The 23,850-nt window shown below is 70.1% G+C and carries 20 protein-coding genes; 10 read left to right on the plus strand and 10 right to left on the minus strand.

The window, feature by feature from the left end:
• Positions 1–20: 20 nt before the first annotated feature.
• From gltX to ACRAS8_RS10665, 3 genes are all read right to left on the minus strand, one after another.
• Positions 21–1,514: a glutamate--tRNA ligase gene (gltX, locus tag ACRAS8_RS10655; RefSeq protein ID WP_438485694.1), complete on the minus strand. Its 1,494-nt coding sequence runs from the start codon at positions 1,512–1,514 to the stop codon at positions 21–23.
• Positions 1,507–2,268, minus strand: a complete 762-nt coding sequence (locus ACRAS8_RS10660) for a fumarylacetoacetate hydrolase family protein (RefSeq protein ID WP_438485695.1) — start codon at positions 2,266–2,268, stop codon at positions 1,507–1,509. Before ACRAS8_RS10660 ends, gltX begins: the two co-directional genes overlap by 8 nt.
• A gap of 82 nt (positions 2,269–2,350) precedes the next feature.
• Entirely contained in the window at positions 2,351–2,536 is a 186-nt protein-coding gene (locus ACRAS8_RS10665; RefSeq protein WP_438485696.1) for a hypothetical protein, read from the minus strand.
• A 599-nt stretch (positions 2,537–3,135) separates the two neighbouring features.
• Here ACRAS8_RS10665 and ACRAS8_RS10670 point away from each other — a divergent pair.
• From ACRAS8_RS10670 to ACRAS8_RS10705, 8 genes are all read left to right on the plus strand, one after another.
• On the plus strand, positions 3,136–6,828 hold the full coding sequence (locus ACRAS8_RS10670) for a nitrate- and nitrite sensing domain-containing protein (RefSeq protein ID WP_438485697.1): 3,693 nt from the start codon (positions 3,136–3,138) through the stop codon (positions 6,826–6,828).
• Between the two features lie 9 nt (positions 6,829–6,837).
• The gene (locus ACRAS8_RS10675; RefSeq protein WP_438490415.1) at positions 6,838–7,251 is read left to right on the plus strand and encodes a roadblock/LC7 domain-containing protein; all 414 of its coding nucleotides are present in this window, start codon (positions 6,838–6,840) and stop codon (positions 7,249–7,251) included.
• Positions 7,252–7,360: 109 nt separating this feature from the next.
• Positions 7,361–7,771 (plus strand): DUF742 domain-containing protein, encoded by a 411-nt coding sequence (locus ACRAS8_RS10680; RefSeq protein ID WP_438485698.1) that lies wholly within the window; start codon positions 7,361–7,363, stop codon positions 7,769–7,771.
• Positions 7,752–8,339: a GTP-binding protein gene (locus ACRAS8_RS10685; protein WP_438485699.1), complete on the plus strand. Its 588-nt coding sequence runs from the start codon at positions 7,752–7,754 to the stop codon at positions 8,337–8,339. The genes ACRAS8_RS10680 and ACRAS8_RS10685 overlap by 20 nt, the downstream gene beginning before the upstream one ends.
• 402 nt (positions 8,340–8,741) lie before the next feature.
• Positions 8,742–11,897, plus strand: coding sequence for a nitrate- and nitrite sensing domain-containing protein (locus tag ACRAS8_RS10690; RefSeq protein WP_438485700.1), 3,156 nt, complete (start codon positions 8,742–8,744; stop codon positions 11,895–11,897).
• 10 nt (positions 11,898–11,907) lie between these two features.
• A complete protein-coding gene (locus ACRAS8_RS10695; protein WP_221909678.1) occupies positions 11,908–12,321 on the plus strand; it encodes a roadblock/LC7 domain-containing protein in 414 nt (137 codons plus the stop codon).
• 84 nt (positions 12,322–12,405) lie between these two features.
• Positions 12,406–13,038: a DUF742 domain-containing protein gene (locus ACRAS8_RS10700; protein ID WP_438485701.1), complete on the plus strand. Its 633-nt coding sequence runs from the start codon at positions 12,406–12,408 to the stop codon at positions 13,036–13,038.
• Positions 13,019–13,597 (plus strand): GTP-binding protein, encoded by a 579-nt coding sequence (locus tag ACRAS8_RS10705; protein WP_073447656.1) that lies wholly within the window; start codon positions 13,019–13,021, stop codon positions 13,595–13,597. The genes ACRAS8_RS10700 and ACRAS8_RS10705 overlap by 20 nt, the downstream gene beginning before the upstream one ends.
• Positions 13,598–13,697: 100 nt before the next feature.
• Here ACRAS8_RS10705 and ACRAS8_RS10710 read toward each other — a convergent pair whose 3' ends face one another.
• From ACRAS8_RS10710 to ACRAS8_RS10720, 3 genes are read right to left on the minus strand one after another with little or no spacing between them, the layout of a single operon-like run.
• Positions 13,698–13,892, minus strand: coding sequence for a DUF397 domain-containing protein (locus ACRAS8_RS10710; protein WP_438485702.1), 195 nt, complete (start codon positions 13,890–13,892; stop codon positions 13,698–13,700).
• A gap of 16 nt (positions 13,893–13,908) precedes the next feature.
• Positions 13,909–14,109, minus strand: coding sequence for a DUF397 domain-containing protein (locus ACRAS8_RS10715; RefSeq protein ID WP_438485703.1), 201 nt, complete (start codon positions 14,107–14,109; stop codon positions 13,909–13,911).
• A gap of 10 nt (positions 14,110–14,119) precedes the next feature.
• Positions 14,120–14,971 carry a helix-turn-helix domain-containing protein gene (locus tag ACRAS8_RS10720; protein ID WP_438485704.1) on the minus strand — a complete coding sequence of 284 codons (852 nt, stop codon included), beginning with the start codon at positions 14,969–14,971 and terminating at the stop codon, positions 14,120–14,122.
• Positions 14,972–15,127: 156 nt separating this feature from the next.
• Between ACRAS8_RS10720 and ACRAS8_RS10725 the strand changes: the two genes are divergently transcribed.
• Positions 15,128–15,463, plus strand: a complete 336-nt coding sequence (locus ACRAS8_RS10725) for a hypothetical protein (RefSeq protein WP_438485705.1) — start codon at positions 15,128–15,130, stop codon at positions 15,461–15,463.
• An 88-nt stretch (positions 15,464–15,551) separates the two neighbouring features.
• Here the strand turns inward: ACRAS8_RS10725 and ACRAS8_RS10730 are convergent, their stop codons facing one another.
• The 3 genes from ACRAS8_RS10730 to ACRAS8_RS10740 all read right to left on the minus strand — a co-directional run bounded on the left by ACRAS8_RS10730 (position 15,552) and on the right by ACRAS8_RS10740 (position 20,076).
• Complete coding sequence (locus ACRAS8_RS10730; protein ID WP_438485706.1) at positions 15,552–15,770, minus strand: acyl-CoA carboxylase epsilon subunit; 219 nt, start codon at positions 15,768–15,770, stop codon at positions 15,552–15,554.
• A 73-nt stretch (positions 15,771–15,843) separates the two neighbouring features.
• Complete coding sequence (locus ACRAS8_RS10735) at positions 15,844–17,427, minus strand: acyl-CoA carboxylase subunit beta (RefSeq protein ID WP_438485707.1); 1,584 nt, start codon at positions 17,425–17,427, stop codon at positions 15,844–15,846.
• 213 nt (positions 17,428–17,640) lie between these two features.
• Complete coding sequence (locus ACRAS8_RS10740) at positions 17,641–20,076, minus strand: polysaccharide lyase 8 family protein (protein WP_438485708.1); 2,436 nt, start codon at positions 20,074–20,076, stop codon at positions 17,641–17,643.
• 362 nt (positions 20,077–20,438) lie between these two features.
• Between ACRAS8_RS10740 and ACRAS8_RS10745 the strand changes: the two genes are divergently transcribed.
• The gene (locus tag ACRAS8_RS10745; RefSeq protein ID WP_438485709.1) at positions 20,439–22,130 is read left to right on the plus strand and encodes an AIPR family protein; all 1,692 of its coding nucleotides are present in this window, start codon (positions 20,439–20,441) and stop codon (positions 22,128–22,130) included.
• Positions 22,131–22,199: 69 nt separating this feature from the next.
• On the opposite strand, the gene cimA is transcribed toward ACRAS8_RS10745, so the two are convergent.
• Positions 22,200–23,810: a citramalate synthase gene (cimA, locus tag ACRAS8_RS10750; RefSeq protein WP_438485710.1), complete on the minus strand. Its 1,611-nt coding sequence runs from the start codon at positions 23,808–23,810 to the stop codon at positions 22,200–22,202.
• Positions 23,811–23,850: the final 40 nt, after the last annotated feature.

Genomic DNA, 23,850 nt, shown 5'->3' on the forward strand with positions numbered 1-23,850 from the left:
ACTCCTACGAGCAGCGGCGGTCAGGCGGTGAGGCGGGCCAGGGCCGCGTCGATGCGCTGGAGGGTGCGGTCCTTGCCGAGGATCTCCAGGGACTCGAAGAGGGGGAGGCCGACGGTGCGGCCGGTGACCGCGACCCGGACCGGGGCCTGGGCCTTGCCGAGCTTGAGGCCGTGCTGCTCGCCGGCGGCGAGGACGGCCTGCTTGAGGGGCTCGGGGCCGGCGGTCCAGTCGGCGGCGTCGAGGTTGGCGCGGGCGGTGGTGAGGAGGGCCACCGGGTCGCCCTTGCCCATGGCCTTCGCCCAGGACGGCTCGTCGTCGACCGGCTGCCGGCGGAAGAGGAAGTCGACGTTGGCGGTGATCTCGGAGAGGACCGTGAGGCGGGTCTGGGCGTGTGGGGCGATGGCCTCCCAGGCTGCCTGGTCGAAGTCCGCGTCCTCCCAATTGGCGAAGGGGGCCTTCAGCCAGGGCTCGCAGGCCGCGGCGAAGTCCTTGGGGTCCAGGCGGCGGATGTGCTCGGCGTTGATCGCCTCGGCCTTCTTGAGGTCGAAGCGGGCCGGGTTGGCGTTGACGTCCGCGATGTCGAACTTCTCGATCATCTCGGGGATGGTGAAGATGTCCTGGTCGGCGGAGAACGACCAGCCCAGCAGGGAGAGGTAGTTCAGCAGGCCCTCGGGGAGGAAGCCGCGGTCGCGGTAGAGGTTGAGGCTCGCCTGGGGGTCGCGCTTGGAGAGCTTCTTGTTGCCCTCGCCCATGACGTAGGGGAGGTGGCCGAACTGCGGGACAGCGGTGGCCACGTCCAGTTCGATCAGGGCGCGGTAGAGGGCGATCTGGCGGGGGGTGGAGGAGAGCAGGTCCTCGCCGCGCAGGACGTGGGTGATGCCCATCAGGGCGTCGTCGACCGGGTTGACCAGGGTGTAGAGCGGCGCGCCGTTGGCGCGGACGATGCCGTAGTCCGGGACGTTCTCCGGGGTGAAGGTGAGTTCGCCGCGGACCAGGTCGGTGAAGGTGATCGGCTCGTCGGGCATCCGGAAGCGGATGATCGAGGCGCGGCCCTCGGCCTCGTAGGCGGCCTTCTGCTCGGCGGTCAGCTCGCGGCAGGTGCCGTCGTAGCCGGAGGGCTTGCCGGCCTTGCGGGCGGCCTCGCGGCGCTCGTCCAGCTCCTCGGTGGTGCAGTAGCAGGGGTAGGCGTGGCCGGCGGCGAGCAGCTTCTCGGCGACGTCCTTGTAGAGGTCCATCCGCTGGGACTGGCGGTAGGGGGCGTGCGGGCCGCCGACCTCGGGGCCCTCGTCCCAGTCGAAGCCGAGCCAGTGGAACGCGTCCAGCAGCTGCTGGTAGGACTCCTCGGAGTCGCGGGCCGCGTCGGTGTCCTCGATGCGGAAGACCAGGCTGCCGCCGGTGTGCCGGGCGTAGGCCCAGTTGAACAGGGCGGTACGGACCAGGCCGACGTGCGGGTTGCCGGTCGGGGAGGGACAGAAACGTACGCGGACGGGGGTTCCGGGGGTCGCGTTAGCCACGCTTGATCACCTTGTTGGTGAGAGTGCCGATGCCTTCGATGGTGACGGAGACCGTGTCGCCGTCGTGGAGCGGGCCGACCCCGGCCGGGGTGCCCGTGAGGACGACGTCGCCGGGGAGCAGCGTCATCGCCTCGGTGATGTGGACGATCAGGTCCTCGATGGGGCGGATCATCTCGCTGGTGCGGCCGAGCTGGCGCTGTTCGCCGTTGACCGTGCACTGGATGGTGAGGTCGCTCGGGTCCAGGTCCGTCTCGATCCAGGGGCCCAGGGGGCAGGAGCCGTCGAAGCCCTTGGCCCGGGCCCACTGCTTCTCGCGGCGCTGGATGTCGCGCGCGGTGACGTCGTTGGCGCAGGTGTAGCCGAGGATGACGTCCTTGACCCGCTCGCGGGGCACCTCGCGGCACATCCGGCCGATGACCACGGCCAGTTCCGCCTCGTGGTGCACTTCCTCGGAGAAGGCGGGGTAGGCGAGGGGGTCGCCGTGGCCGATCACCGAGGTGGAGGGCTTGAAGAAGGTGACCGGCGTCTCGGGGACGTCGTTGCCCAGCTCGGCGGCGTGTTCGGCGTAGTTGCGGCCGATGCCGACGACCTTGTTGGGGAGCACGGGCGGCAGCAGCCGCACCTTGTCGAGGGGGACCTTCTGGCCCGAGCGCTCGAATTCCGCGAACGGATGCCCCTTGATGACGTCGAGTTCGTCTCCTTCGAGGACGCCGAAGCCGACGGTGCCGTCGATGGAGAATCTGGCGATGCGCACGGGTTGCCGCTGCCCCTCATGATCACTGGCCGGGAGTTGACACTCCAGGCTATCGCGGGGGCATCGGGGCATCGCCGCCCATTTAGGCGGTGACGTCCTGCTGCGGGAGGTCCATGAGGACGGTGCGGCGGGGGTTGGCGGTCTGACGGGGCAGTTCGACGGTGTGCTCCGGGGCCTCCTGGGTGCCGAGCTCGTCGGCGTCCTTCAGGTGGGCCAGGGTGGTGCGCCGCGGGTTGGCTATGTTGCGGAACATCATCGTCGTCTTCACTGCGGTATGCCTCGCGTCTGGTCGGGAAGGGTTTCCGGGCGTTGCGTTTTCGGCGGTTGTCGTTTTACGCAACTGTGTAAAGCGTCAGGCTAAGCGCGCTATTCCCTGTGGATCAGTGGGAAAGTCGGCGATCTTCTTGTGAGTTTCCTCACGAGGGGTGTGACATATGCCGCATTTCCCATGATCAACATCCATGGTCGAAACGGACATTGGCGGATTGAACCGCATGTTCCGCTCCTGATCACCGCACCTGGGACAGAGGGCGAGGGCGGACGACTCGCGGATAAAAGTCCGAAATCAGGGGGCCGGTCTTCTACCGGTCGTAACGCATTCCGCACATTGCGTCATCCCCGTCACGGCGGCCGGCTCCGCTCTTGTTGGAGATCCGGCACTGTGCTGGAATTCCACGGACCGCCGCACGATTTCGCCGGCGCGCAGGGGGCGCGAAGGAGCGCCGCGCGGTGGTGCCGCTCTCTCGGCCAGAGGGGGTAGCCCGCCGGTCACTCACGACCGCCATGGGGGACTTCGCAGTCCCCTTCGACTCGACACCGTCCCGCCGTTGGCGCGGTGGGACGCCTGGTCCAGAGGTTGCGACGCTAGTGCAGGGACGTTTCAAGAGGGATGGCAACGCTGCGGCGGACCCGGAGCCGCGCGGCGGCACCGACCGCGACCGGACTCCGGGTGAGGACGCCGCGGACGGGGGCAAGCCCAAGAACAGCCCCAGCGGGCCCGGCAGTCGAATAGCGCTGCGCAACTGGCGCATCAGCACCCGCCTGGTCTCCCTGCTCGCGCTGCCCGTAGTCGCCGCGACGACCCTGGGCGCGCTGCGCGTCAACACCGAGCTGGAGAACATCGACCAGCTCGACAAGATGCAGCTGCTCACCGAGATGACCCGGCAGGCCACCGAGCTGGCCGACGCCCTCCAGGTGGAGCGGGACAAGTCGGCCGGGCCGCTGGCCGGCAGCGGCAACGTCAAGGACGACCAGGGCGTGGTGGCCCCACGCGAGGCCACCGACCGCGCCAAGGTCTCCTTCAACCAGGCCACCGGCGACATCAAGCCGGACGACGCCACCATGGCCGGCGTGCGCGCCACCGTCCTGGAGATCGGCCGCCAGCTCAACACCCTCAACGAGATCCGCGCCAACGCCTACAAGGACGACGGCAACGTCACGCGGACCGTCACCGCCTACAACCAGCTGATCACCTCTCTGCTGGGCCTCTCGCAGGACATGGCGCAGGCCACCAGCAACCCCGAGATGATCCGCAGCACCCGTGCGCTGGCCGCGTTCTCGTCGGCCAAGGAGTACGCGTCGATGCAGCGCGCCCTGGTCAGCGCCGGCCTGGCGCACCCGGGCGGCCCGGAGCTCTCGGCCAACGACCGGCAGGCCGGCCGCACCGCCGAGGACGACGAGAAGGCGGCCCGGGACCGCTTCTCGCAGATCTACAACGGCAACTCCGGCACCCTCACCCGCGGCCTGGACGGCAACAACGACGAGATCAAGGCCGCCTACGCGTTCGCGCACCGCGCCTTCGCCAGCCAGGGCGGCATCCGCAGCCAGGAGTACAAGTACCTGGACTGGTACGACTCCGACACCGTCAAGATCGACGAGATGTCGCGGATCGAGACCTCGCTGCTCTCCGAGATGGAGCAGAAGTCCCGCGAGCTGCGCAACGCCGCGACCCAGGACGCGATCATCAACGGTGCGGTGATCCTGCTGGTCCTCGGTATCTCGCTGGTCGGCGCGTTCGTCGTCTCCCGCTCCATGGTCCGCTCGCTGCGCCGGCTCCAGGACACCGCGCAGCGGGTCTCCCAGGACCGGCTGCCCGAGCTGGTCAAGCAGCTGTCCGAGTCCGACCCGCAGGACGTGGACACCTCCGTCGAGTCGGTCGGTGTGCACAGCCGGGACGAGATCGGCCGGGTGGCCGCGGCGTTCGACGAGGTGCACCGCGAGGCGGTCCGCCTCGCCTCCGAGCAGGCGCTGCTGCGGGGCAACGTCAACGCGATGTTCACCAACCTCTCGCGCCGCTCGCAGGGTCTGATCCAGCGTCAGCTCTCGCTGATCTCCGAACTGGAGTCCCGTGAGGCCGACCCGGACCAGCTCTCCTCGCTCTTCAAGCTGGACCACCTCGCGACCCGTATGCGCCGTAACGGCGAGAACCTCCTCGTTCTCGCCGGTGAGGAGCCCGGCCGCCGCTGGACCCGCCCGGTCCCGCTGGTCGACGTGCTCCGCGCCGCCGCGTCCGAGGTGGAGCAGTACGAGCGGATCGAGCTGAACGCCGTTCCGCAGACCGAGGTCGCCGGCCGGGTCGTCAACGACCTGGTGCACCTGCTGGCCGAGCTGCTGGAGAACGCCACGTCGTTCTCCTCGCCGCAGACCAAGGTCAAGGTGACCGGTCACGCGCTGCCCGACGGCCGCGTGCTGGTCGAGATCCACGACACCGGCATCGGCCTCTCCCCCGAGGACCTGTCGGCGATCAACGAGCGGCTGGCCAGCCCGCCGACCGTGGACGTCTCGGTGTCCCGGCGGATGGGTCTGTTCGTGGTCGGCCGGCTGTCCCTGCGGCACGGCATCCGCATCCAGCTGCGGCCGTCCGACTCCGGCGGCACCACCGCGCTCGTCATGCTCCCGGTCGACGTCGCCCAGGGCGGCAAGAAGCCGGCGCCGAGCACCGCCAAGAGCGGCGGCAAGCCCGAGGGCGGCGCGCCCACCAGCCGGCTGGCCGGGCTCCAGCCGCGCGGCCAGGTCGGCTCCGGCCCCGGCGGGCGGCCCGCGCTGCCCGGCCGCGGCGGTGCCCCCGGCGGCGCCACGAACGCCTTCGGCGCGCCGGCCCCCGGCGGCCGTACCGCGCCGTCCGCGCCGGGCCGCGGCGCCGACGGACGGCCCGCGCTGCCGGTGCGCGGCGCGGACGCGGACCGCGGTGCCGAGGACGGCCGCACCCCGACCGTGGCGCCGCCCGCCGGTCTGCCCGGCCGCGAGGAGCGGCCGCAGCTGCCGACGCGTGCCACCGGGCCGGCCGAGCTGCCGGGCGGCGGGACCGGCCGGGACTCCGCGGACGCCGGGCAGCCGGGCGGTGCGCCGCTGGGCGTGCGCCGGGACCGCGGCGCCGACGACGACTGGCCGGTGGCCCCCCGCGAGGCACAGGACCTGCCGCGCGGCCACGAGGAGCCGGAGACCACCGGCGCCTTCGAGCGGCCCGCGCCGGCCGCCGGCCCCGGCGACACCTCGGCGTTCCCGCGGACCGACTTCTTCGGCGGGCCGCGGCCCGGCGCGGACGACGCCCCGGCGGCCGGCCGCGAGCCGGCCCGGGCGGCCGGGGGCCCCGGCGAGACCGGGCAGTTCCGGCGGCCGGACGCGGACAGCGGGCAGTTCCCGCGGCCCGACGCCGACGCCGGACCGTTCCAGCGGCCGGACGCCGACGGCAGGCGGTTCGACACCGGGCAGTTCGACACCGGGCAGTTCCCGCGACCGGAGAGCGACACCGGACAGTTCCCGCGGCCCGGCGCCGGCCAGTTCGACGCCGCGCCGTCGGAGACCACCGGGCAGTTCGAGACCAACGGCCGCTTCGAGACCGGGCAGTTCGAGACCACCGGGCAGTTCCCGCGTCCCGAGGACGAGCGGGCCGAGCCGGTCCGGCAGCCGGGCGCCGGACGGGCCCCGGCGGGCCAGGACCCGCTCGGCGACCCGCTGGGCGCCTCGGACGCCGGTCCCGTCGACGACCGCACGCCGATCTTCGACACCATCGAGTCCAACTGGTTCAACACCCCGGCCTCGGCGGCCGCCGGTGTGCCGCCGCTGCCGCGCCGCGGCGCCGGCCAGGAGGGCCAGGACACCCAGGAGCGCGCGGACCGGGAGCGTACGGCTCAGGACCGCACGGCTCAGGAGCGCGCGCCCCAGAACCGCGCGCCCCAGGCCGGTGCCGGCCGGAGCGAGACGCCCGCCGGCGGCATACCCGCCGCCGGGGCCCGCGGCAACGCCCCGGCCGACGCCTCCGCGCAGTGGCGCACCTCGCCGAACGACGAGGCGTGGCGGCAGGCGGAGCAGATCCGCCAGCCGGCCTCGGGCGGGGTCACCACGTCCGGGCTGCCCCGCCGGGTGCCGCGCGCCAACCTCGTCGCGGGCACGGCGCAGCAGCAGGCCCCGCAGAGCGGTCCGCAGGTCTCCCGCGCGCCCAGCGACGTGCGCGGCCGGCTGACCAACCTCCGCCGGGGCATCCAGCAGGGCCGGCAGGCCGGGACGTCGTCCACCGGCACCCACGGCATTGTCGATCCCACTCACCAGCAGGAGCGTTAGTTGAGTCCGATGAGCCAGGCGGCGCAGAACCTGAACTGGTTGATCACCAACTTCGTGGACAACACCCCCGGGGTGTCCCACACGGTCGTGGTCTCCGCGGACGGTCTCCTCCTCGCCATGTCCGAGGGCTTCCCCCGGGACCGCGCCGACCAGCTGGCGGCCGTGGCCTCCGGTCTGACGTCGCTGACCTCCGGCGCGTCCCGCATCTTCGAGGGCGGGACCGTCAACCAGACGGTGGTGGAGATGGAGCGCGGTTTCCTCTTCATCATGTCGATCTCGGACGGGTCGTCGCTGGCCGTACTGGCGCACCCGGAGTGCGACATCGGCCTCGTCGGCTACGAGATGGCCCTGCTGGTCGACCGTGCGGGAACCGTCCTTACGCCCGATCTGCGTGCGGAACTCCAGGGCAGTCTGCTGAACTGAGTGCCGGCGGCGTCGCAGCGCCGCCGCGCCGGTAACCCCTCATCCATCCACGCCGTACCCCCCACCGGCCCAACCCGACGACACGTCAGTTGTCCCGTCCGGAGGACCCATGACCCCGCCACCCGCCAATTCCGGCCCGTACGGCGCCTACAGCCCGGCGTCGTACGGGAGCGAAGGTGACCAGCCGCTGGTGCGCCCCTACGCCATGACCGGAGGCCGGACCCGGCCGCGCTACCAGCTCGCCATAGAGGCACTGGTCAGCACCACGGCCGACCCCTCCCAGCTGCCCGGGCTGCTGCCCGAGCACCAGCGGATCTGCCACCTGTGCCGCGAGGTGAAGTCGGTGGCGGAGGTCTCCGCGCTGCTGCACATCCCGCTCGGCGTGGCACGGATCCTGGTGGCGGACCTTGCGGAGGCCGGGATGGTGGCGATCCACCAGCCGGGCGGCAGCAGCGAGGCGGGCGGCACGCCGGACGTGACGCTGCTGGAGAGGGTGCTCAGTGGACTTCGCAAGCTCTGACCCCGGCCAGAGCCCGGCCCGCGCCACGACCTCGGCGAAGATCGTGGTGGCGGGCGGCTTCGGCGTGGGCAAGACCACGTTCGTCGGGGCCGTCTCGGAGATCAACCCGCTGCGCACGGAGGCCGTGATGACCTCCGCGTCGGCGGGCATCGACGATCTCAGCCACGTCCAGGACAAGACGACCACGACCGTGGCGATGGACTTCGGCCGGATCACCCTGGACGAGGACCTGATCCTCTACCTCTTCGGTACGCCCGGCCAGGACCGCTTCTGGTTCATGTGGGACGACCTGGTCCGCGGCGCCATCGGCGCGGTGGTGCTCGTGGACACCCGCCGCCTGGCCGACTGCTTCCCGGCCGTCGACTACTTCGAGAACAGCGGCCTGCCCTTCGTCATCGCCCTCAACGGCTTCGAAGGGCACCAGCCCCACACCCCGGACGAGGTCCGCGAGGCCCTCCAGATCGGGCCGGGGACGCCCATCGTCACCACCGACGCGCGACACCGCGCGGAGGCCAAGAGCACGCTCATCACGCTCGTCGAGCACGCGCTGATGGCCCGCCTCCAGTAGTGCCGGCCGGACGGCCCGCCCCGTCATCGGGCGTGGGCCGTACGGCAGTTGTTCCCGGGGGTCCGTCACCCCTGCCCGGACGCGGTTCCGGCCGCCGGGTCCGGTGATCTGTGTCCTTCGACACGCCGGTTCCGGGCTTCATAACGTTTCGACAGTGAATCGGCTCGCTTTCGACACCGCGCGCGCATGCCCGGCTTCGCTGCGCTCACATTTCTCCCGCCTTTTGCCGCGCCTCGCCCTTAACGCCCCTTTTATCTTGCGCCTTTCACGGGCCTCTCCGGCCGTTCCCAGTGTTTGGAACGCACCGCCCTGACGTGCTGAAATTCGCTGAACTCCGGAGTAGTAACGCCCAGAAGAAACGGCACTGCAAGCCCGTGCCGTCGCCGAGAGGTTGTTGGTCGAGTGAGGCGAGGCACGACGAGCCCCGAGCCGCAGGAACCGCGGCGGGGCAACTTCACGCCGCCACCCCGCGAGGGCGGCGCACCGGCTTCCGACGCGCCCGAGAACCCGGTCGCGAAGCCTCCGGTCAGCGGCGGCAGGTACGCGCCGCGCAACTGGCGGGTGGCCACCCGCCTGAACGCCATTCTGCTGATCCCCGTCCTGGTGGGCCTGGTCTTCGGCGGGCTGCGCGTCAACAACTCCTTCGGCACCTGGCAGGACGCGAAGGACGCGGAGAACACCGCGAAGCTCGTTCGCGCCGCGCTTTCCTACAGCAACGCCCTCATCGACGAGCGGGACCGCACCGCCGTCCCGCTGCTGAAGGGCCGCACGGACGACCCGGTCGTCCAGGAGGCCCGGGACACCACCGACCAGGCCGCCCAGGCGTTCCACGAGGCGGCCAAGAGCATGCCGGACAAGCCGGGCCTGGAGCGCCGGCTCGCGCTGTTCGAGAAGTCCGAGCCCAAGCTGGCGCAGCTGCGCCAGGCCGCCTTCACCGCCAAGCTGCACGGCGTGCAGACCGAAGAGGGCTACGTCGAGATCCAGCACCCGCTGATGGAGTTCGCCAACGAACTCGGCCTCGGCACCGGCAACATCACCTCCTACGGGCGCACCGTCTACGCCGTCGCACTGGCGAAGGCCGCCGAGTCGCTGACCCGCTCCATCGGCACCCACCTCCTCGTCGCCCCGGCGTCCCCGCAGGGCGGCAAGGAGCACAAGCAGCAGCTGACCGCGTTCGCGTCGTACCGCTATCTGGAGGGCATCGCCATCGGCGAGTACACCTCCGGCGGGACGCCCGACGACGTGGCGCGGCTGAAGGCGGACGCGGCCAAGCTCCAGCAGGCGGCGCAGGAGCAGACCGCCCGCGCGAAGTCGCAGGCGGAGGCGGCCGGCCGGACTTTCCGCGCCCCGCCGTCGCTGGACCAGATGACCACTCTGATCGCCTCCGGCGCGGCGCCGGACCAGCTGGCCGCCAAGGGCGTCACCCCGGACGTGTTCTTCCAGGCGTCCACCGGCAAGTTCGACATGTACCGGGGCATCGAGAAGGACCTGGCCGACAAGGCCGTGAACGAGGCCGGGCAGATCTCCTCGGACGCCAAGTGGTCCACCTTCCAGGACTCCGGCATCGTGCTGGCCGCACTGATCGTCGCGTTCGTCGTGGCCGGGCTGATGGCGCGCCGGATGAGCCGCAACATGCGGGCGCTGCGCAACGCGGCCTTCGGCGTCGCCGAGCAGCGGCTGCCGATGCTGGTCGACCAGCTCTCCCGCACCGACCCGGGCCGGGTCGACACCCGCGTGGCGCCGATCCCGATCGCCACCACCGACGAGATCGGCGAGGTCGCCCGCGCCTTCGACCAGGTGCACCGCGAGGCGGTCCGGCTGGCCGCCGAGCAGGCGCTGCTGCGCGGCAACGTCAACGCGATCTTCACCAACCTCTCCAGCCGCAACCAGGGCCTGATCGAGCGCCAGTTGGAGCTGATCACCCACCTGGAGAACAACGAGGCCGACCCGGACCAGCTGGAGAACCTCTTCCGGCTCGACCACCTCGCCACGCGTATGCGCCGCAACGGCGAGAACCTCCTGATCCTCGCCGGCGAGGAGCCGGGCCGCCGGTGGAACCAGCCGGTGCCGCTGATCGACGTGCTGCGGGCGGCCACCTCCGAGGTCGAGTCGTACGAGCGAATAGAGCTCAGCGGTGTCCCGGAGAGCGACATCCACGGCACCGCGGTCACCGACCTCATCCACCTGCTGTCGGAGCTGCTGGAGAACGCCACCACGTTCTCCTCGCCGCAGACCAAGGTGAAGGTGGCCGCGACCCGGCTGCCGGACGGCCGGATCATGATCGAGATCCACGACAAGGGCATCGGGCTGACCCCCGAGGACTTCTCGGACATCAACCACAAACTGGCCAATCCGCCGAGCGTGGACGCCGCGATCTCCCAGCGGATGGGCCTGTTCGTGGTCGGCCGGCTGGCCGACCGGCACGGCATCCGGGTCCAGCTGCGCCCCTCGGGCGAGCAGGCCGGCACCACGTCACTGGTCATGCTGCCGGAGGCGATCACCCACGGCGGTGGCGGCGGCGACGAGCAGTTCGACGACACCTTCACCGTCTCCCGGATCGTCCCCGAGCACGAACAGCAGGGGGCGTACGAGGCGGGCCACCGCACCGCGGCCGAGCTGGGCTTCGACGACGGCTTCGCCGCGCAGGCCGGTCCCGGCGCCGGGCTGGACCCGGTGGGCCGCTCCCTGCTCCGTGAGGAGCGCCGGGCGGCCCTGGAGGCCCAGACGGCCGTCGGCCGGCCCGCGCCGGAGCAGCCGGTGGACGACCGCCCGCTGTTCCGCGACGAGCAGCCCGCCGGCGGCCACCAGGACCACCACGCGCCGTACGAGGACCACCACGCGCCCTACGCGGAGCCCGGCGCACCGTATGCGGAGCCCGGCGCGCCGCTCTACGACGACCGCTCCTCCGGTGTCGACGCGTTCGGCGCACCCGCGCCCGCGGAGACCACCGGCCAGTTCGCGGAGACCACCGGCCGGTTCCACGCCCCGCAGGACGCCGGCGCGCCCGGCGGCTGGGCCGAACCGCCCGCGTACGAGGGGCACTTCGGAACAGAAGCGGAATCTGACCGGAATCCACCTCCCGCTCCCGCTGATGCGTCCGAGCGCGTAACATTCGAGCGTCCCGGCCCGACCGCGAGCGTGATCCACTCGCTGACCGACGCTGGCCTTCCGCGCCGCGGAGCCGGCTCGCCGCACGGTCAGCAGGAGCCCGCAGCGGAGCCCGGCCAGGACGACGGCTCCGCCTGGCGCAGCGAGAACGACGATCGCTGGCAGCGGGCGGGCCGACTGCGCCAGCCGTCGGCCGGCGGCGTCACCGCTTCCGGCCTCCCCCGGCGGGTGCCCAAGGCCAATTTGGTCGAGGGCACCGCGGAGCAGAGCGCGCAGGGCGGCCCCCAGGTCTCCCGCGCCCCGGAGGACGTCCGCGGCAGGCTGAGCAATCTGCGCCGCGGTGTCCAGCAGGGGCGCAGCGCCGGCACCGGCACGGATCCCTCCCCGGGGGTCCCCCAGAATGACCAACAGGGCTTCGGCCCCGGCAGCACCTACGATCAGGAGCGTTAGTGTGAGCCCGATGAGCCAGGCGGCGCAGAATCTGAACTGGTTGATCACCAACTTCGTGGAGAACACCCCCGGGGTGTCCCACACGGTCGTGGTCTCCGCGGACGGTCTCCTCCTCGCGATGTCCGAGGGCTTCCCTCGTGACAGAGCCGATCAGCTGGCGGCGGTGGCCTCCGGCCTGACGTCGCTGACCTCCGGCGCGTCCCGCATCTTCGAGGGCGGCAACGTCAACCAGACCGTGGTGGAGATGGAGCGCGGCTTCCTCTTCATCATGTCCGTCTCCGACGGGTCGTCGCTGGCCGTGCTGGCGCACCCGGAGTGCGACATCGGCCTCGTCGGCTACGAGATGGCCCTGCTGGTCGACCGCGCGGGCACCGTCCTGACGCCCGATCTGCGTGCGGAACTCCAGGGCAGTCTTCTCAACTAGCAGACAGGCAGTGCGTTTCCCGCCACCGCGCCATAGGGTTCGGAGGCGCGACCGGCGTCAGACAGGCAAGTTGGAGGAGGAGACGTGGCAACGCCCCCGAGCGGCTACCCGTATGGATCCGGACAGCAGTCCGGGCCCCAGGGCGAGACCCATCACAACCGCTTCAACTTCCCGTCTGCGCCCAGCCGCAGGCCGCAGCGGCCCCAGCCGCCGCAGCAGCCGCAGCGTCCCGCTCAGCAGCAGGGCCCGTACGGTCCGCCCTACGGGCCCGGGCCGTCCGAGCCGTCGCCGTACGACCGGCCGCAGGCGCCGCGCATCCAGCCGGTGCAGCCGCCGCGGCCGCGGCCCGAGCCCACCGCCCCCACCGGGGGCGCGCACAACCCGCTCGTGCGGCCGTACGCGATGACCGGAGGCCGGACCCGGCCGCGCTACCAGCTCGCCATCGAGGCGCTGGTCAGCACGACCGCCGATCCCGCGAAGCTGCAGGGCCAGCTGCCGGAGCACCAGCGCATCTGCCACCTCTGCCGCGAGATCAAATCAGTGGCCGAGATCTCGGCCCTCCTCTCCATCCCCCTCGGCGTCGCCCGGATCCTCGTCGCCGACCTGGCGGAGGCCGGACTCGTCGCCATCCATCAGCCCGGCGGGGACGAGACCGCCGGTGGACAGCCAGATGTGACACTGCTCGAAAGGGTGCTCAGTGGACTTCGCAAGCTCTAGCGGTGCAGCCCGCTCCACCACCTCGGCGAAGATCGTGGTGGCGGGCGGCTTCGGCGTGGGCAAGACCACGTTCGTCGGGGCCGTCTCAGAGATCAATCCGCTGCGTACCGAAGCCGTGATGACCTCCGCGTCGGCGGGCATCGACGACCTCACCCACGCGCCGGACAAGACCACGACCACCGTGGCCATGGACTTCGGCCGGATCACCCTGGACCAGGACCTGATCCTCTACCTCTTCGGTACGCCCGGCCAGGACCGCTTCTGGTTCATGTGGGACGACCTGGTCCGCGGCGCGATCGGGGCCGTCGTCCTGGTCGACACCCGCCGCCTCGCCGACTGCTTCCCCGCCGTCGACTACTTCGAGAACAGCGGCCTGCCCTTCGTCATCGCCCTCAACGGCTTCGACGGCCACCAGCCGTACACGCCCGACGAGGTCCGCGAGGCCCTCCAGATCGGCCCCGACGCGCCCATCATCACCACGGACGCCCGCCACCGCAGCGAGGCCAAGAGCGCGCTCATCACGCTCGTCGAGCACGCGCTGATGGCCCGCCTGCGGTAGCGCCTGACGGCGCGTTCCCCGACGTGCCGGCCGTACGCCGAAGGCCCCGCACACCTGCCAGGTGCGGGGCCTTCTGCGTACGGCCTGGCGGCCGGGCGTCTCAGCCGTCCACGAAGTGGTCGAACTCCCCCGCCTTGACACCCAGGATGAACGCCTTCAGGTTGGCGGGGGTGGTGGTGACGATGGCCTCCGGCTCGTCGCCCTCACGAAGCTTGATGGTGTGCGCGTCGGGCGCTGCGACGTAGAGGCACTGGGCGCCCTCACCGCTGAACGAAGACTTCTGCCACTCATGCATGGGCACGGCGTTCCTCTCAATCGTCGATGAGGTGGTCGAACTCCCCTGCCTTGATACCCAGGATGAACGCCTTCAGGTTCGCCGGGGTGGTGGTGACGACGACGTCCGGATCGTCGCTCTCACGGAGCTTGATGGTGTCCTTGTCGGGGGCGGCGACATAGATGCAGTTAGCCCCCTCGCCACTGTATGAAGACTTCTGCCACTCATGCGGGGGCATGGCGTTCCTCTCAGGCGTTCTTCGCGATCCGGCGGATCAGATCACGCGACTTAACTGGTCCGAGCGTGCAGGACTCCATCCTGTCCAGCACTGTCCGGTACTTCTCCAACTGAGCTTCGGCGTCCAGGAAATCACACCCGTATTCGGTGTCGAGTTCCACGGTGTCGAGCTGAGGCACCGGGCCGGAGGCGTAGACGATGGGATGGCCAGATACTGGAGGCGATGCCTCGCCGAAGGGAATCACTACAACTGAGATGTGGTCGTGATCGCTCATCTCAACCACGTAGTTGAGTTGCTCGCGAGTCGTTTCGGGGCCACCAATGCCCATCCGCAGCGCAGCCTCGTGAATGATCACCGTGAGTGGGGTCGGGTGATCGCCGTAAAGAACTGCCTGCCTTTTGATGCGGAACGAAACGCGGTGCTCCACCTCATAGGCCGGCAACCGCGGAACGATCTCCCGGAAGAGCGCGCGAGCGTACTCAGGCGTCTGCAACAGGCCAGGCATCTGGAGCATGACCGCCACTCGCAACGCTGTCGCCGCGTGCTCAAGTTCTGCCACATCGACCAGCCCAGCGGGCAGGATCTCGCGGTACTCCTCCCACCAGCCTCGCGCCCGTGGCCCGGTCATGCCAGCGAGGGCGTCGACGTAAGCCTGGTCGCCGCAGCTGTAGTTGGCCGCCAGTGTGCGCACCCGCTCAGCGCTCACCGCGTATCGGCCCGCTTCGATGTTGCTGATCTGGGCCGGGGTACCGCCGAGACGCTTCGCCGCCTCGGTCGAGGAAAGACCGGCCCGCTCCCTGAGTTTACGCAGCTCAACGCCAAGTCGCTGCTGGCGCATGACGGATACCTTGCGCGACGACATCTGGCCCTCTCTTCCCCGCCAACCGTCTCGCCGTCACCCACACGAGGGGTTCTAAAACTTGTCGCGAGATCGATGACAAACTTTATATTCACTTCGCTACAGTGTGACTCGGGCCACTCCACCGGCTCCCCCCAACTCCCTGAGCAGGAGGACTCGATGAACACCGTAGCGTCACAGGCCAACGGCCCCGAGCGCACCAGCAACTCCCACCCCGTGGGCACCCTCCACCCCGAACTTCTCGCCATGGCCAACGAATTGGCGCCGCGGCTGTTTGCCGTCGCTCAGCAGTACCCCGTCGGGGACGGGGAGTTCGACGGGCGTATCGCCGCTTGGGGGCTGGCGTACAAGGACGGGCATGCCGAGGTGGTCAGCTCCAGCGGGCGCACCCGGTTCAGCCTCGGCTCGGCGGAGAGCGCGGTGCGGTGGTTCGGGCGGCCGCAGGACGCGCAGGCGTGGCTCATCTGGCCGGGGGCGGGGAAGCGCTCCGCCTGACGCCGCGGGACGGGCCCGGAAAATGGCGGCGGCCCCCACACGCGGGTGTGGGGGCCGCCGCCATGTCGTACCGGCCGACGCTGCCGGGTCAGCGCTGCCAGCTGGTGGCGCCGTGGAAGCCCTGCTGGCGCTCCAGGCGGCGCCAGCGGGCGGCCGAGGAGCGGGGGCCGGGGACGGTGGCCGAGGGGCGGTGCGCGGCGCGGGCCAGGAGGACGGCGGTCAGGGCGGCGAGCTCCTCCTCGCTGGCCTGACCCTTCTCGACGCGGATGGGAGCGTCGGTGACGGCACTGCCGGGAGCAGCATTCACTGCATTCACTGCGGTCTCGATTCTCCGAATAGGTACGGATAAGTCCGAATAGGGGTGGCGATGGGCGCGCGGGCTACTGCGGCGGGTTGCCGTGCTTGCGGGCCGGCAGGTCCGCGTGCTTGGTGCGCAGCATCTCCAGGGCGCGGATGAGGGTGTGGCGGGTCTCGGCGGGGTCGATGACGTCGTCGACCAGGCCGCGCTCAGCCGCGTAGTACGGGTGCATCAGCTCGGACTTGTACTCCTTGACCATGCGGGTGCGCATGGCCTCGGAGTCGTCGGCCTCGGCGATCTGCTTGCGGAAGATGACGTTGGCCGCGCCCTCCGCGCCCATCACCGCGATCTCGTTGGTGGGCCAGGCGTACGTCAGGTCCGCGCCGATGGACTGCGAGTCCATGACGATGTAGGCGCCGCCGTACGCCTTGCGCAGCACGATCGAGATGCGCGGGACGGTGGCGTTGCAGTACGCGTACAGCAGCTTGGCGCCGTGGCGGATGATGCCGCCGTGCTCCTGGTCGACGCCGGGCAGGAAGCCGGGGACGTCGAGGAGCGTGACGAGGGGGATGTTGAAGGCGTCACACATCTGGACGAAGCGGGCGGCCTTCTCGGACGCCTCGATGTCCAGGACGCCGGCCAGCGACTGCGGCTGGTTGGCGATGATGCCCACCACCCGGCCGTCGAAGCGGGACAGCGCGCAGATGATGTTGGTCGCCCAGCGCTCGTGGACTTCGAGGTACTCGCCGTCGTCGACGATCTCCTCGATGACCTTGCGCATGTCGTAGGGGCGGTTGCCGTCGGCCGGGACGAGGTCCAGCAGCGCGTCGCCGGAGCGGTCGGCGGGGTCCTCGCAGGCCACCACCGGCGGGTTCTCGCGGTTGTTGGCCGGCAGCAGCGAGAGCAGGTAGCGGACCTCTTCGAGGCAGGTGACCTCGTCGTCGTAGGCGAAGTGGCACACACCGGAGGTCTCGGCGTGCACGTCGGCGCCGCCCAGGCCGTTCTGGGTGATCTCCTCGCCGGTCACCGCACGCACCACGTCCGGGCCGGTGATGAACATCTGGGAGGTGTCGCGGACCATGAAGACGAAGTCCGTCAGCGCCGGCGAGTAGGCCGCGCCGCCCGCGCACGGGCCGAGCATGACGCTTATCTGCGGGATGACGCCGGACGCCTTGGTGTTGCGCTGGAAGATGCCGCCGTAGCCGGCGAGCGCGGAGACGCCCTCCTGGATGCGGGCGCCGGCGCCGTCGTTGAGGGAGATCAGCGGGGCACCGGCCTGGATGGCCATGTCCATGATCTTGTGGATCTTGGTGGCGTGGGCTTCGCCCAGCGCGCCGCCGAAGATCCGGAAGTCGTGTGCGTAGACGAAGACGGTCCGGCCGTGGACCGTGCCCCACCCCGTGATCACGCCGTCCGTGTACGGCTTCTTGGACTCCAGCCCGAAACCGGTGGCCCGGTGCCGACGCAGCGGCTCGACCTCGTTGAAGGAACCCTCGTCCAGCAGCAGGTCGATCCGCTCGCGCGCCGTCAGCTTGCCCTTGGCACGCTGCGCTTCGGTGGCTCGCTCGCTGGGGCCTCGCCGCACCTGCTCACGGATCGCGTGCAGTTCGGCGACGCGCCCGCGGGCGTCGGTGGCACCGGCGGGCACATCTTCGACAGTGGTCATGTATCGACGGTACGTGGGCGAGGGCCCACACACCGATGTCGGTTTCGTACAACGTCGGGCGCGATTTCGTGGGCAGGCGGTACAGAACCACGCTGCCCGAGGCGCGACAGCCGGGCGGTGACGGGGTGGACGGGGTGTCCAGCGTCTGTACGGTGCCGACAAACGCCGGCCGGGTGATGTTGTGCCGGTCGGGGCCGGCCAGGGTACCGGTGATCAGCGCAGCAGCACCGTACAGCGGTGGGTGACACAGGCCGTACCGGGGGTCAGGCGGAGGCGGAGGGCGGTGCCGGCCGCCAGCACCTCGACCGCCGGGTCGTGGCGGAGCACCGCGCGGACCGGCCGGGACCAGGTGATCTCCAGGGGGTCGCCGGTGCGGGTGGGGGCCGCGGCGCACACCGTCGCGGTGCGGCCGCCCCGGGCGGGCCGTTCGCGGATCAGGACGCTAGCCGGGCCGTCGGCGGCGAGCGGGCCCGCCGAGCCGGCCCGCCAGAAGTTCGCGGCGGTTACGCCGAGCGGGTCCACGGCGATCGCCTGGCGGTCGGCGTCGTTGGCGAGGACGGTGAGCCAGTGCCGGTCGGCGGCGCGGGCCGCGACGGCGCCGCGCGTGGCACCCGGCATCAGGAGGTAGGCGTAGCGGGCGTCGGTGGGGTCGGTGCCGTGATCGTGCCAGAGCGTGAGGTAGCGGCGGGTGTACGGGTCACAGGTGGACGTGGTGTTGATGTCCGACCAGCGGCCGGTGCGGTCCTCGCGCAGGACGTGCAGGGCAGGGGCGCCGCCGGGCGATCCGGGAAAGACCCAGCCGCCGTGGCCGTCGAGGTGGGCCCAGCGGGCGCGGCGGAAGACGGTGGTGCGGCCGGGGGCTGCGGGCCGGCGGACGCCGTCGACGGTGAGGACGGCGGTGCCCCGCTCCCCCAGGTTGCGGTTGTCGACGACGGTCTCGGCCGGGACGCCGTCGCGGGAGGTGATGCCGGCGCCGAGGCAGACCACGCAGTCGTCGAGGGGGAACCAGGACTTCCGGGCGGTGAGGGTGGAGGCCAGGCCGCGCAGGTGCTGGCCGAGGGCGGCGTAGGTGCCGTCGGTGGTGCCGCCGACCCACCGGACGTCGGGTTTGGGCTCGCCCCACCCGCCGCCCTCGTTGTCCGCGAGCCGCTTGGTGGAGACGGTCGTACCGGGCAGCCGGTACGGATCGACGGTCGGCCAGAAGGCGTCGGTGTACTGGTCGCCGCCCCGGCCCGCGGGCCACCAGTAGAGCATTCCGGAGCCGGTGTGCCAGCCGCGCTTGTTCTCGCCGTTGCCGTTCTCGTAGTGGGTGATGCGGTTCGAGGCCATGGCAAGGCCGGCGGTCCAGCCGGGGCGGCGGTGCACGGCGCGGTCCATGGCGGGGAAGAGCCGGTGGCCGACGGGTTCGGGGGCGGCGGGCGCGGGGCCGGCGTCGATGGCGGCGAGGCGGGCGAGGTCGGCGACGGTGTACTGGCGGTCGGTGAGCACCGGCAGGGTGCGGTCGCGGGCGATCCAGCCCTTGATCATGGCGTGCCAGCGCTCGCGTTCCGCAGTGCTCACCCCCTCGGCGAGCAGGGCGATGGCGGCGATCACGGCGTGCCCGTGGCGGTGGTCGCTGTGCAACAGCTGCCGTTCGTCGCCGCGCAGGTAACCACGGCTGACGGCACGCCCGTTGACGCTGTCCATCATCAACCCGTCGTGCAGCAGCGGGGCGTAGGCGTGCTCGACGCTGTCGAGGACGTTCTGCCGGCCGGGGTCGGTGACTTCCCAGGCGGAGCCGCGCAGCAGGGTGAACAGGCGGCCCAGCCCGTCGAGAAGGACCGCGCCGTAGGTGCCGGAGTAGGCGACCCAGGAGTGCTGGACGAACGAGCCGTCGGCGTAGAGGCCGTCGCCGTGGGTGACGTAGGGGAAGACCGGGGAGAGGGCGTCGCGGGCGAGCGCGAGCTTGGCGGGGGCGCGGCCGAGGACGCCGCGGACGGCGACGACCCGGCAGAGGTCGACGCGGTTGGCGCCGGTACTGGTGCCGGTGTACGCACCGAGGGCGCTCTCCGGGACGAAGTGATCGACGGCGGCCAGGCAGCGCGCGCGGAGATCGTCGCCGATGCCGCCCGGGAGATGCTCGTCAAGGACGGCGACGGTGTCGAGAAGAAGCCGGGGGCTGCCGATCTGCCATTCCCACCAGTTGCCGTAGGGGGCGGTGGCGGGGTGGTAGACGGTGCGGTCGAGGTGGTCGATGCCGGCGACGACGGCGCCGGCGAGGTCCGGGTCACCGGTGCGGCCGGTGCGGGGCTGGCCGAAGGCCAGCGCCATGGTGGCCAGGCGGCCGTAGCTACGGGTGATCCCGGCGGGCGGATCGTACGGACAGTCGGCCCACAGCGAGTGAGCCTCCGGCCGCATGCCGGACACGTACCGGCCGGCGAGCTCCCCCGTCTCGCGCAGGACGGCGGCGTACGGCGGGGAATCCGGGTCGAAGCCGAGGCCGAGGGTGAGGTCGCACCAGCGGGCCCGGAGGGCGGCGTAGGGGTCCTCCAGGGTCGTTCGTCCGGCAGCGCGGGCGACACCGGTGACGGTGAGGCCGAGCGTGCCCGCAGCGGAGAGGGCGAGAAACCCTCGGCGTGACCAGGTGGATGTAGCGGGCTCGGGCGGCACGACCGATCCTCTCCATGGCATCAACTTGGTTGTTGCGCTGCACACTTGGAGTTTCCGATGGTCTAGCATGACCCGACGCACGGCAGCAACGGCCGCGACGCGACGCCGGTCCCCACCCGTCCGGCGGACCTCCCGCACACAGCAGCGTCGGCTGCACGTCCGAGACGCCAGGTACCGACACCAGCATCACGACCCTTGTCACTCACCTGCGCAGCGCAGATCTGAGTCTTGGGATCGCACAGCCGCTTAGGGTGAAGAGGAACGGAAGTCGGGGTACACCGCTTCTATAATCCACACCACATGCCGGTTACGAACCGGCTAATCTGGGCGCGTTAGTGGAATCATTGAGGGGCGGGGCTCACATGCGCGCGCTACGCGTTGGACACATCAGGGACTCACTGAAGGCGGACTACTCCAACCTCATCGATCTGAGTGACTACAAGGGGAAGTCCGAGGAACAGTCAGTACCGGCCTTTTTGAGCAGGGCCCTCGCTGCGCGGGCGGTTCAACGCTTCACAGGCATCTCAGCGGAAGATGCGGCAAAGACCGTCGTTGACGGATTCCACGACAACGGAATTGACGCTCTGGCTGTCGACGACGTGAACCAACGTGTCGTCCTGGTGCAGTCCAAATGGGACGTCTCTGGCGATGCTGGCCTATCCCAGGCGGACGCGCTTAAGATCCGAAATGGCTGCAGCGACCTGTTCAACATGCGCTTTGACCGTTTCTCCGCTGCGCTCCAAGCTCGGCAGGAAGAAATCTCGTCGGCGTTGAGCGATCCCCACATGGCGTTCACTTTGGTGGTTGCCACGACCGGCCGCAGCACGTTGCCAGCCGAGGCGCAAACGGTATTCGACGATTTCCTTGCCGAGGTCAACGAGAACGACCCGGTGGTTTCGCTTGAAATCCTTGGGCTCCGAGAATTTCACTCAATGGTCGTCGAAGGAACCGCAGGGCCAAAAATTGAGATCACCGTCCCCATCGAGCAGTGGGGAACCGTTGACCTCCCGTACCAAGCGTATTACGGCCTGGTGCAGGCATCGGAAATCGCCTCCTGGTTCGAGACACACGGCGATCGACTTTTCGCCCAGAATCTGCGAAAGTCGCTGGGCAGCACTGACGTCAACGAAGGCGTCACTAACACGCTACTCAACCAGGGCCACCATTTCTGGTACTTCAACAACGGCATCACCGCCCTATGCGAGTCGATCAAAAAAACACCGCGCGGCGGATCCACCCATGCGTACGGAGATTTCTCCATCGAAGGCGTGAGCGTCGTCAACGGGGCACAGACCGTGGCAAGCATCCACAGGGCGTCACGGAAGGACGAGACGGCACTGGAGAACGCACGGGTCTGGGTGCGATTTATTTCCCTCGAAGGCTGCCCACCAGACTTCGCTGTCGACGTCACTAGAGCGACCAACACGCAAAACAGCGTAGAGAGTCGGGACTTCGTAGCCCTGGATCGACAGCAGGAAAGATTGCGCCGCGACATGCTCCTGTCTCTCCGAAAACAGTATTCGGTCAAGCGAGGCGAGAACGCGCCCGCAGAGGCCGATGGATGCACGGTCGAAGATGCCGTGGTCGCGCTTGCCTGCGCGCACAATAGCCCCTATTACTCCGTGCTCGCGAAAAGTTCAGTCGGTCGACTTTCAGAGAACACGGAGCGCGCACCGTACATCAACTTGTTCAATAGTGGCACGACGGCTCACCGGGTATGGCGCTGCGTTCAGGTGATGCGCGCCGTCGAGGGAGATCTCGCCGTAAGGCGTACCAAGTTGATGGATCGCGAATTCGCAGTCTCCACCCACGGCAATCGGATCATCCTTCAGCTGATCTTCAACCAGCTGAACCTAGCCAAAGTCAACGAACCGCATTACGACTGGAATTCCGAGCTCGCGAAAATCAGCGAACTCACGGGGCGCACGCTCGCCGCGCTCATCACTGAAATCGAGGAATCCTACCCGAATAACTATCTTGCCCCGCTCTTCAAGAACACGACCAAATGCCGGGACTTGGTGAATAGAGTCGAGACCCGGCTCGCGTTCAGTTGAGCTGCACGGGTTTGCCGGCACCGGACTTCTTCGCACGGTGCCGGCACACTCATCGTAAGATGGCTCCGCTCACCCCTGCGGAGGCACACCCGCGCGCAACAGGCCATAGGCATACGCGTCATCAAGCGCCTGCCACGACGCCGCAATCACGTTCTCCGCCACGCCAACCGTGGACCACTCCCCGCGCCCGTCCGTGGTGGAGACCAGGACCCGGGTGGTCGACCCGGTGCCGAGCGCGCCCTCAAGGATGCGGACCTTGTAATCGACCAGCTCCAGCCGCGCGAGCTGGGGATAGATCCGCTCCAGGGCCACCCGGAGCGCCCGGTCCAGCGCGTTGACCGGGCCGTTTCCTTCCGCGGTGGCCACGATCCGCTCGCCCTTGGCCCAGAGCTTCACGGTCGCCTCGTTGGCGTGGGTGCCGTCGGGGCGGTCCTCGACGATGGCGCGCCAGGACTCGACGGTGAAGTAGCGCAGCGGCTCGCCGCGGACCTCCTCGCGCAGCAGCAGCTCGAACGAGGCGTCGGCCGCCTCGTAGGTGTAGCCGGCCAGTTCCCGTTCCTTGACGCGTTCGACGACCCGGCCGACCAGCTCGCGGTCGCCACCGAGGTCGATGCCGAGTTCCTTGCCCTTGAGTTCGATGGAGGCCCGGCCGGCCATGTCGGAGACCAGCATCCGCATGGTGTTGCCGACCAGGGCCGGGTCCATGTGCTGGTAGAGGTCCGGGTCCACCTTGATCGCGGAGGCGTGCAGCCCGGCCTTGTGGGCGAACGCGGAGACCCCGACGTAGGGCTGGTGGGTGGCGGGGGTGAGGTTGACGACCTCCGCGATGGCGTGCGAGATCCGGGTGGTCTCGGCGAGCTTGCCGGGCGGGAGGACCCGGCGGCCGTACTTCAGCTCCAGGGCGGCGACGACCGGGAAGAGGTTGGAGTTGCCGACCCGTTCGCCGTAGCCGTTGGCGGTGCACTGGACGTGGGTGGCGCCGGCGTCCACGGCGGCCAGGGTGTTGGCGACCGCGCAGCCGGTGTCGTCCTGGGCGTGGATGCCCAGCCGGGCGCCGGTGTCCGCGAGGACGGTGCGGACCACGGCGGTCACCTGGGCCGGGAGCATCCCGCCGTTGGTGTCGCAGAGCACCACGACGTCGGCGCCGGCCTCGTGCGCGGTGCGTACGACCTGCTTGGCGTAGTCGGGGTCCAGGGCGTAGCCGTCGAAGAAGTGCTCGCAGTCGAGGAAGACCCGGCGGCCGTGGGCGCGCAGATGGGCGATGGTGTCGCGGACCATCGCGAGGTTCTCGTCGGGCGTGGTGCGCAGGGCCAGTTCGACGTGGCGGACGTGGGACTTGGCGACCAGGGTGACGACCGGGGCGCCGGATTCCAGGAGTGCGGCGACCTGGGGGTCGTCCTCGACGCGGACGCCGGCCTTGCGGGTGGCGCCGAAGGCGACGAGCTGGGCGTGCCGGAAGTCGATCTCCTTGCGGGCGCGCTGGAAGAACTCGGTGTCCCGCGGGTTGGCGCCCGGCCAGCCGCCCTCGATGAAGCCGACGCCGTACTCGTCCAGGTGCCGGGCGATGGTGAGCTTGTCGGCGACGGTCAGGTTGATGCCCTCGCGCTGTGCGCCGTCGCGCAGCGTGGTGTCGAACACGTGGAAGTCGTCGGGGACGGCGGCTTCGGGAACATCCGTCATGCTGGTCTGGCTCCTGTCGGGTCTCGGTCTACCGGAATGA

Origin of the sequence: Streptomyces sp. S186, from assembly GCF_051603415.1 — a bacterium.
In the GTDB taxonomy this organism is placed as follows: Bacteria; Actinomycetota; Actinomycetes; order Streptomycetales; family Streptomycetaceae; genus Streptomyces.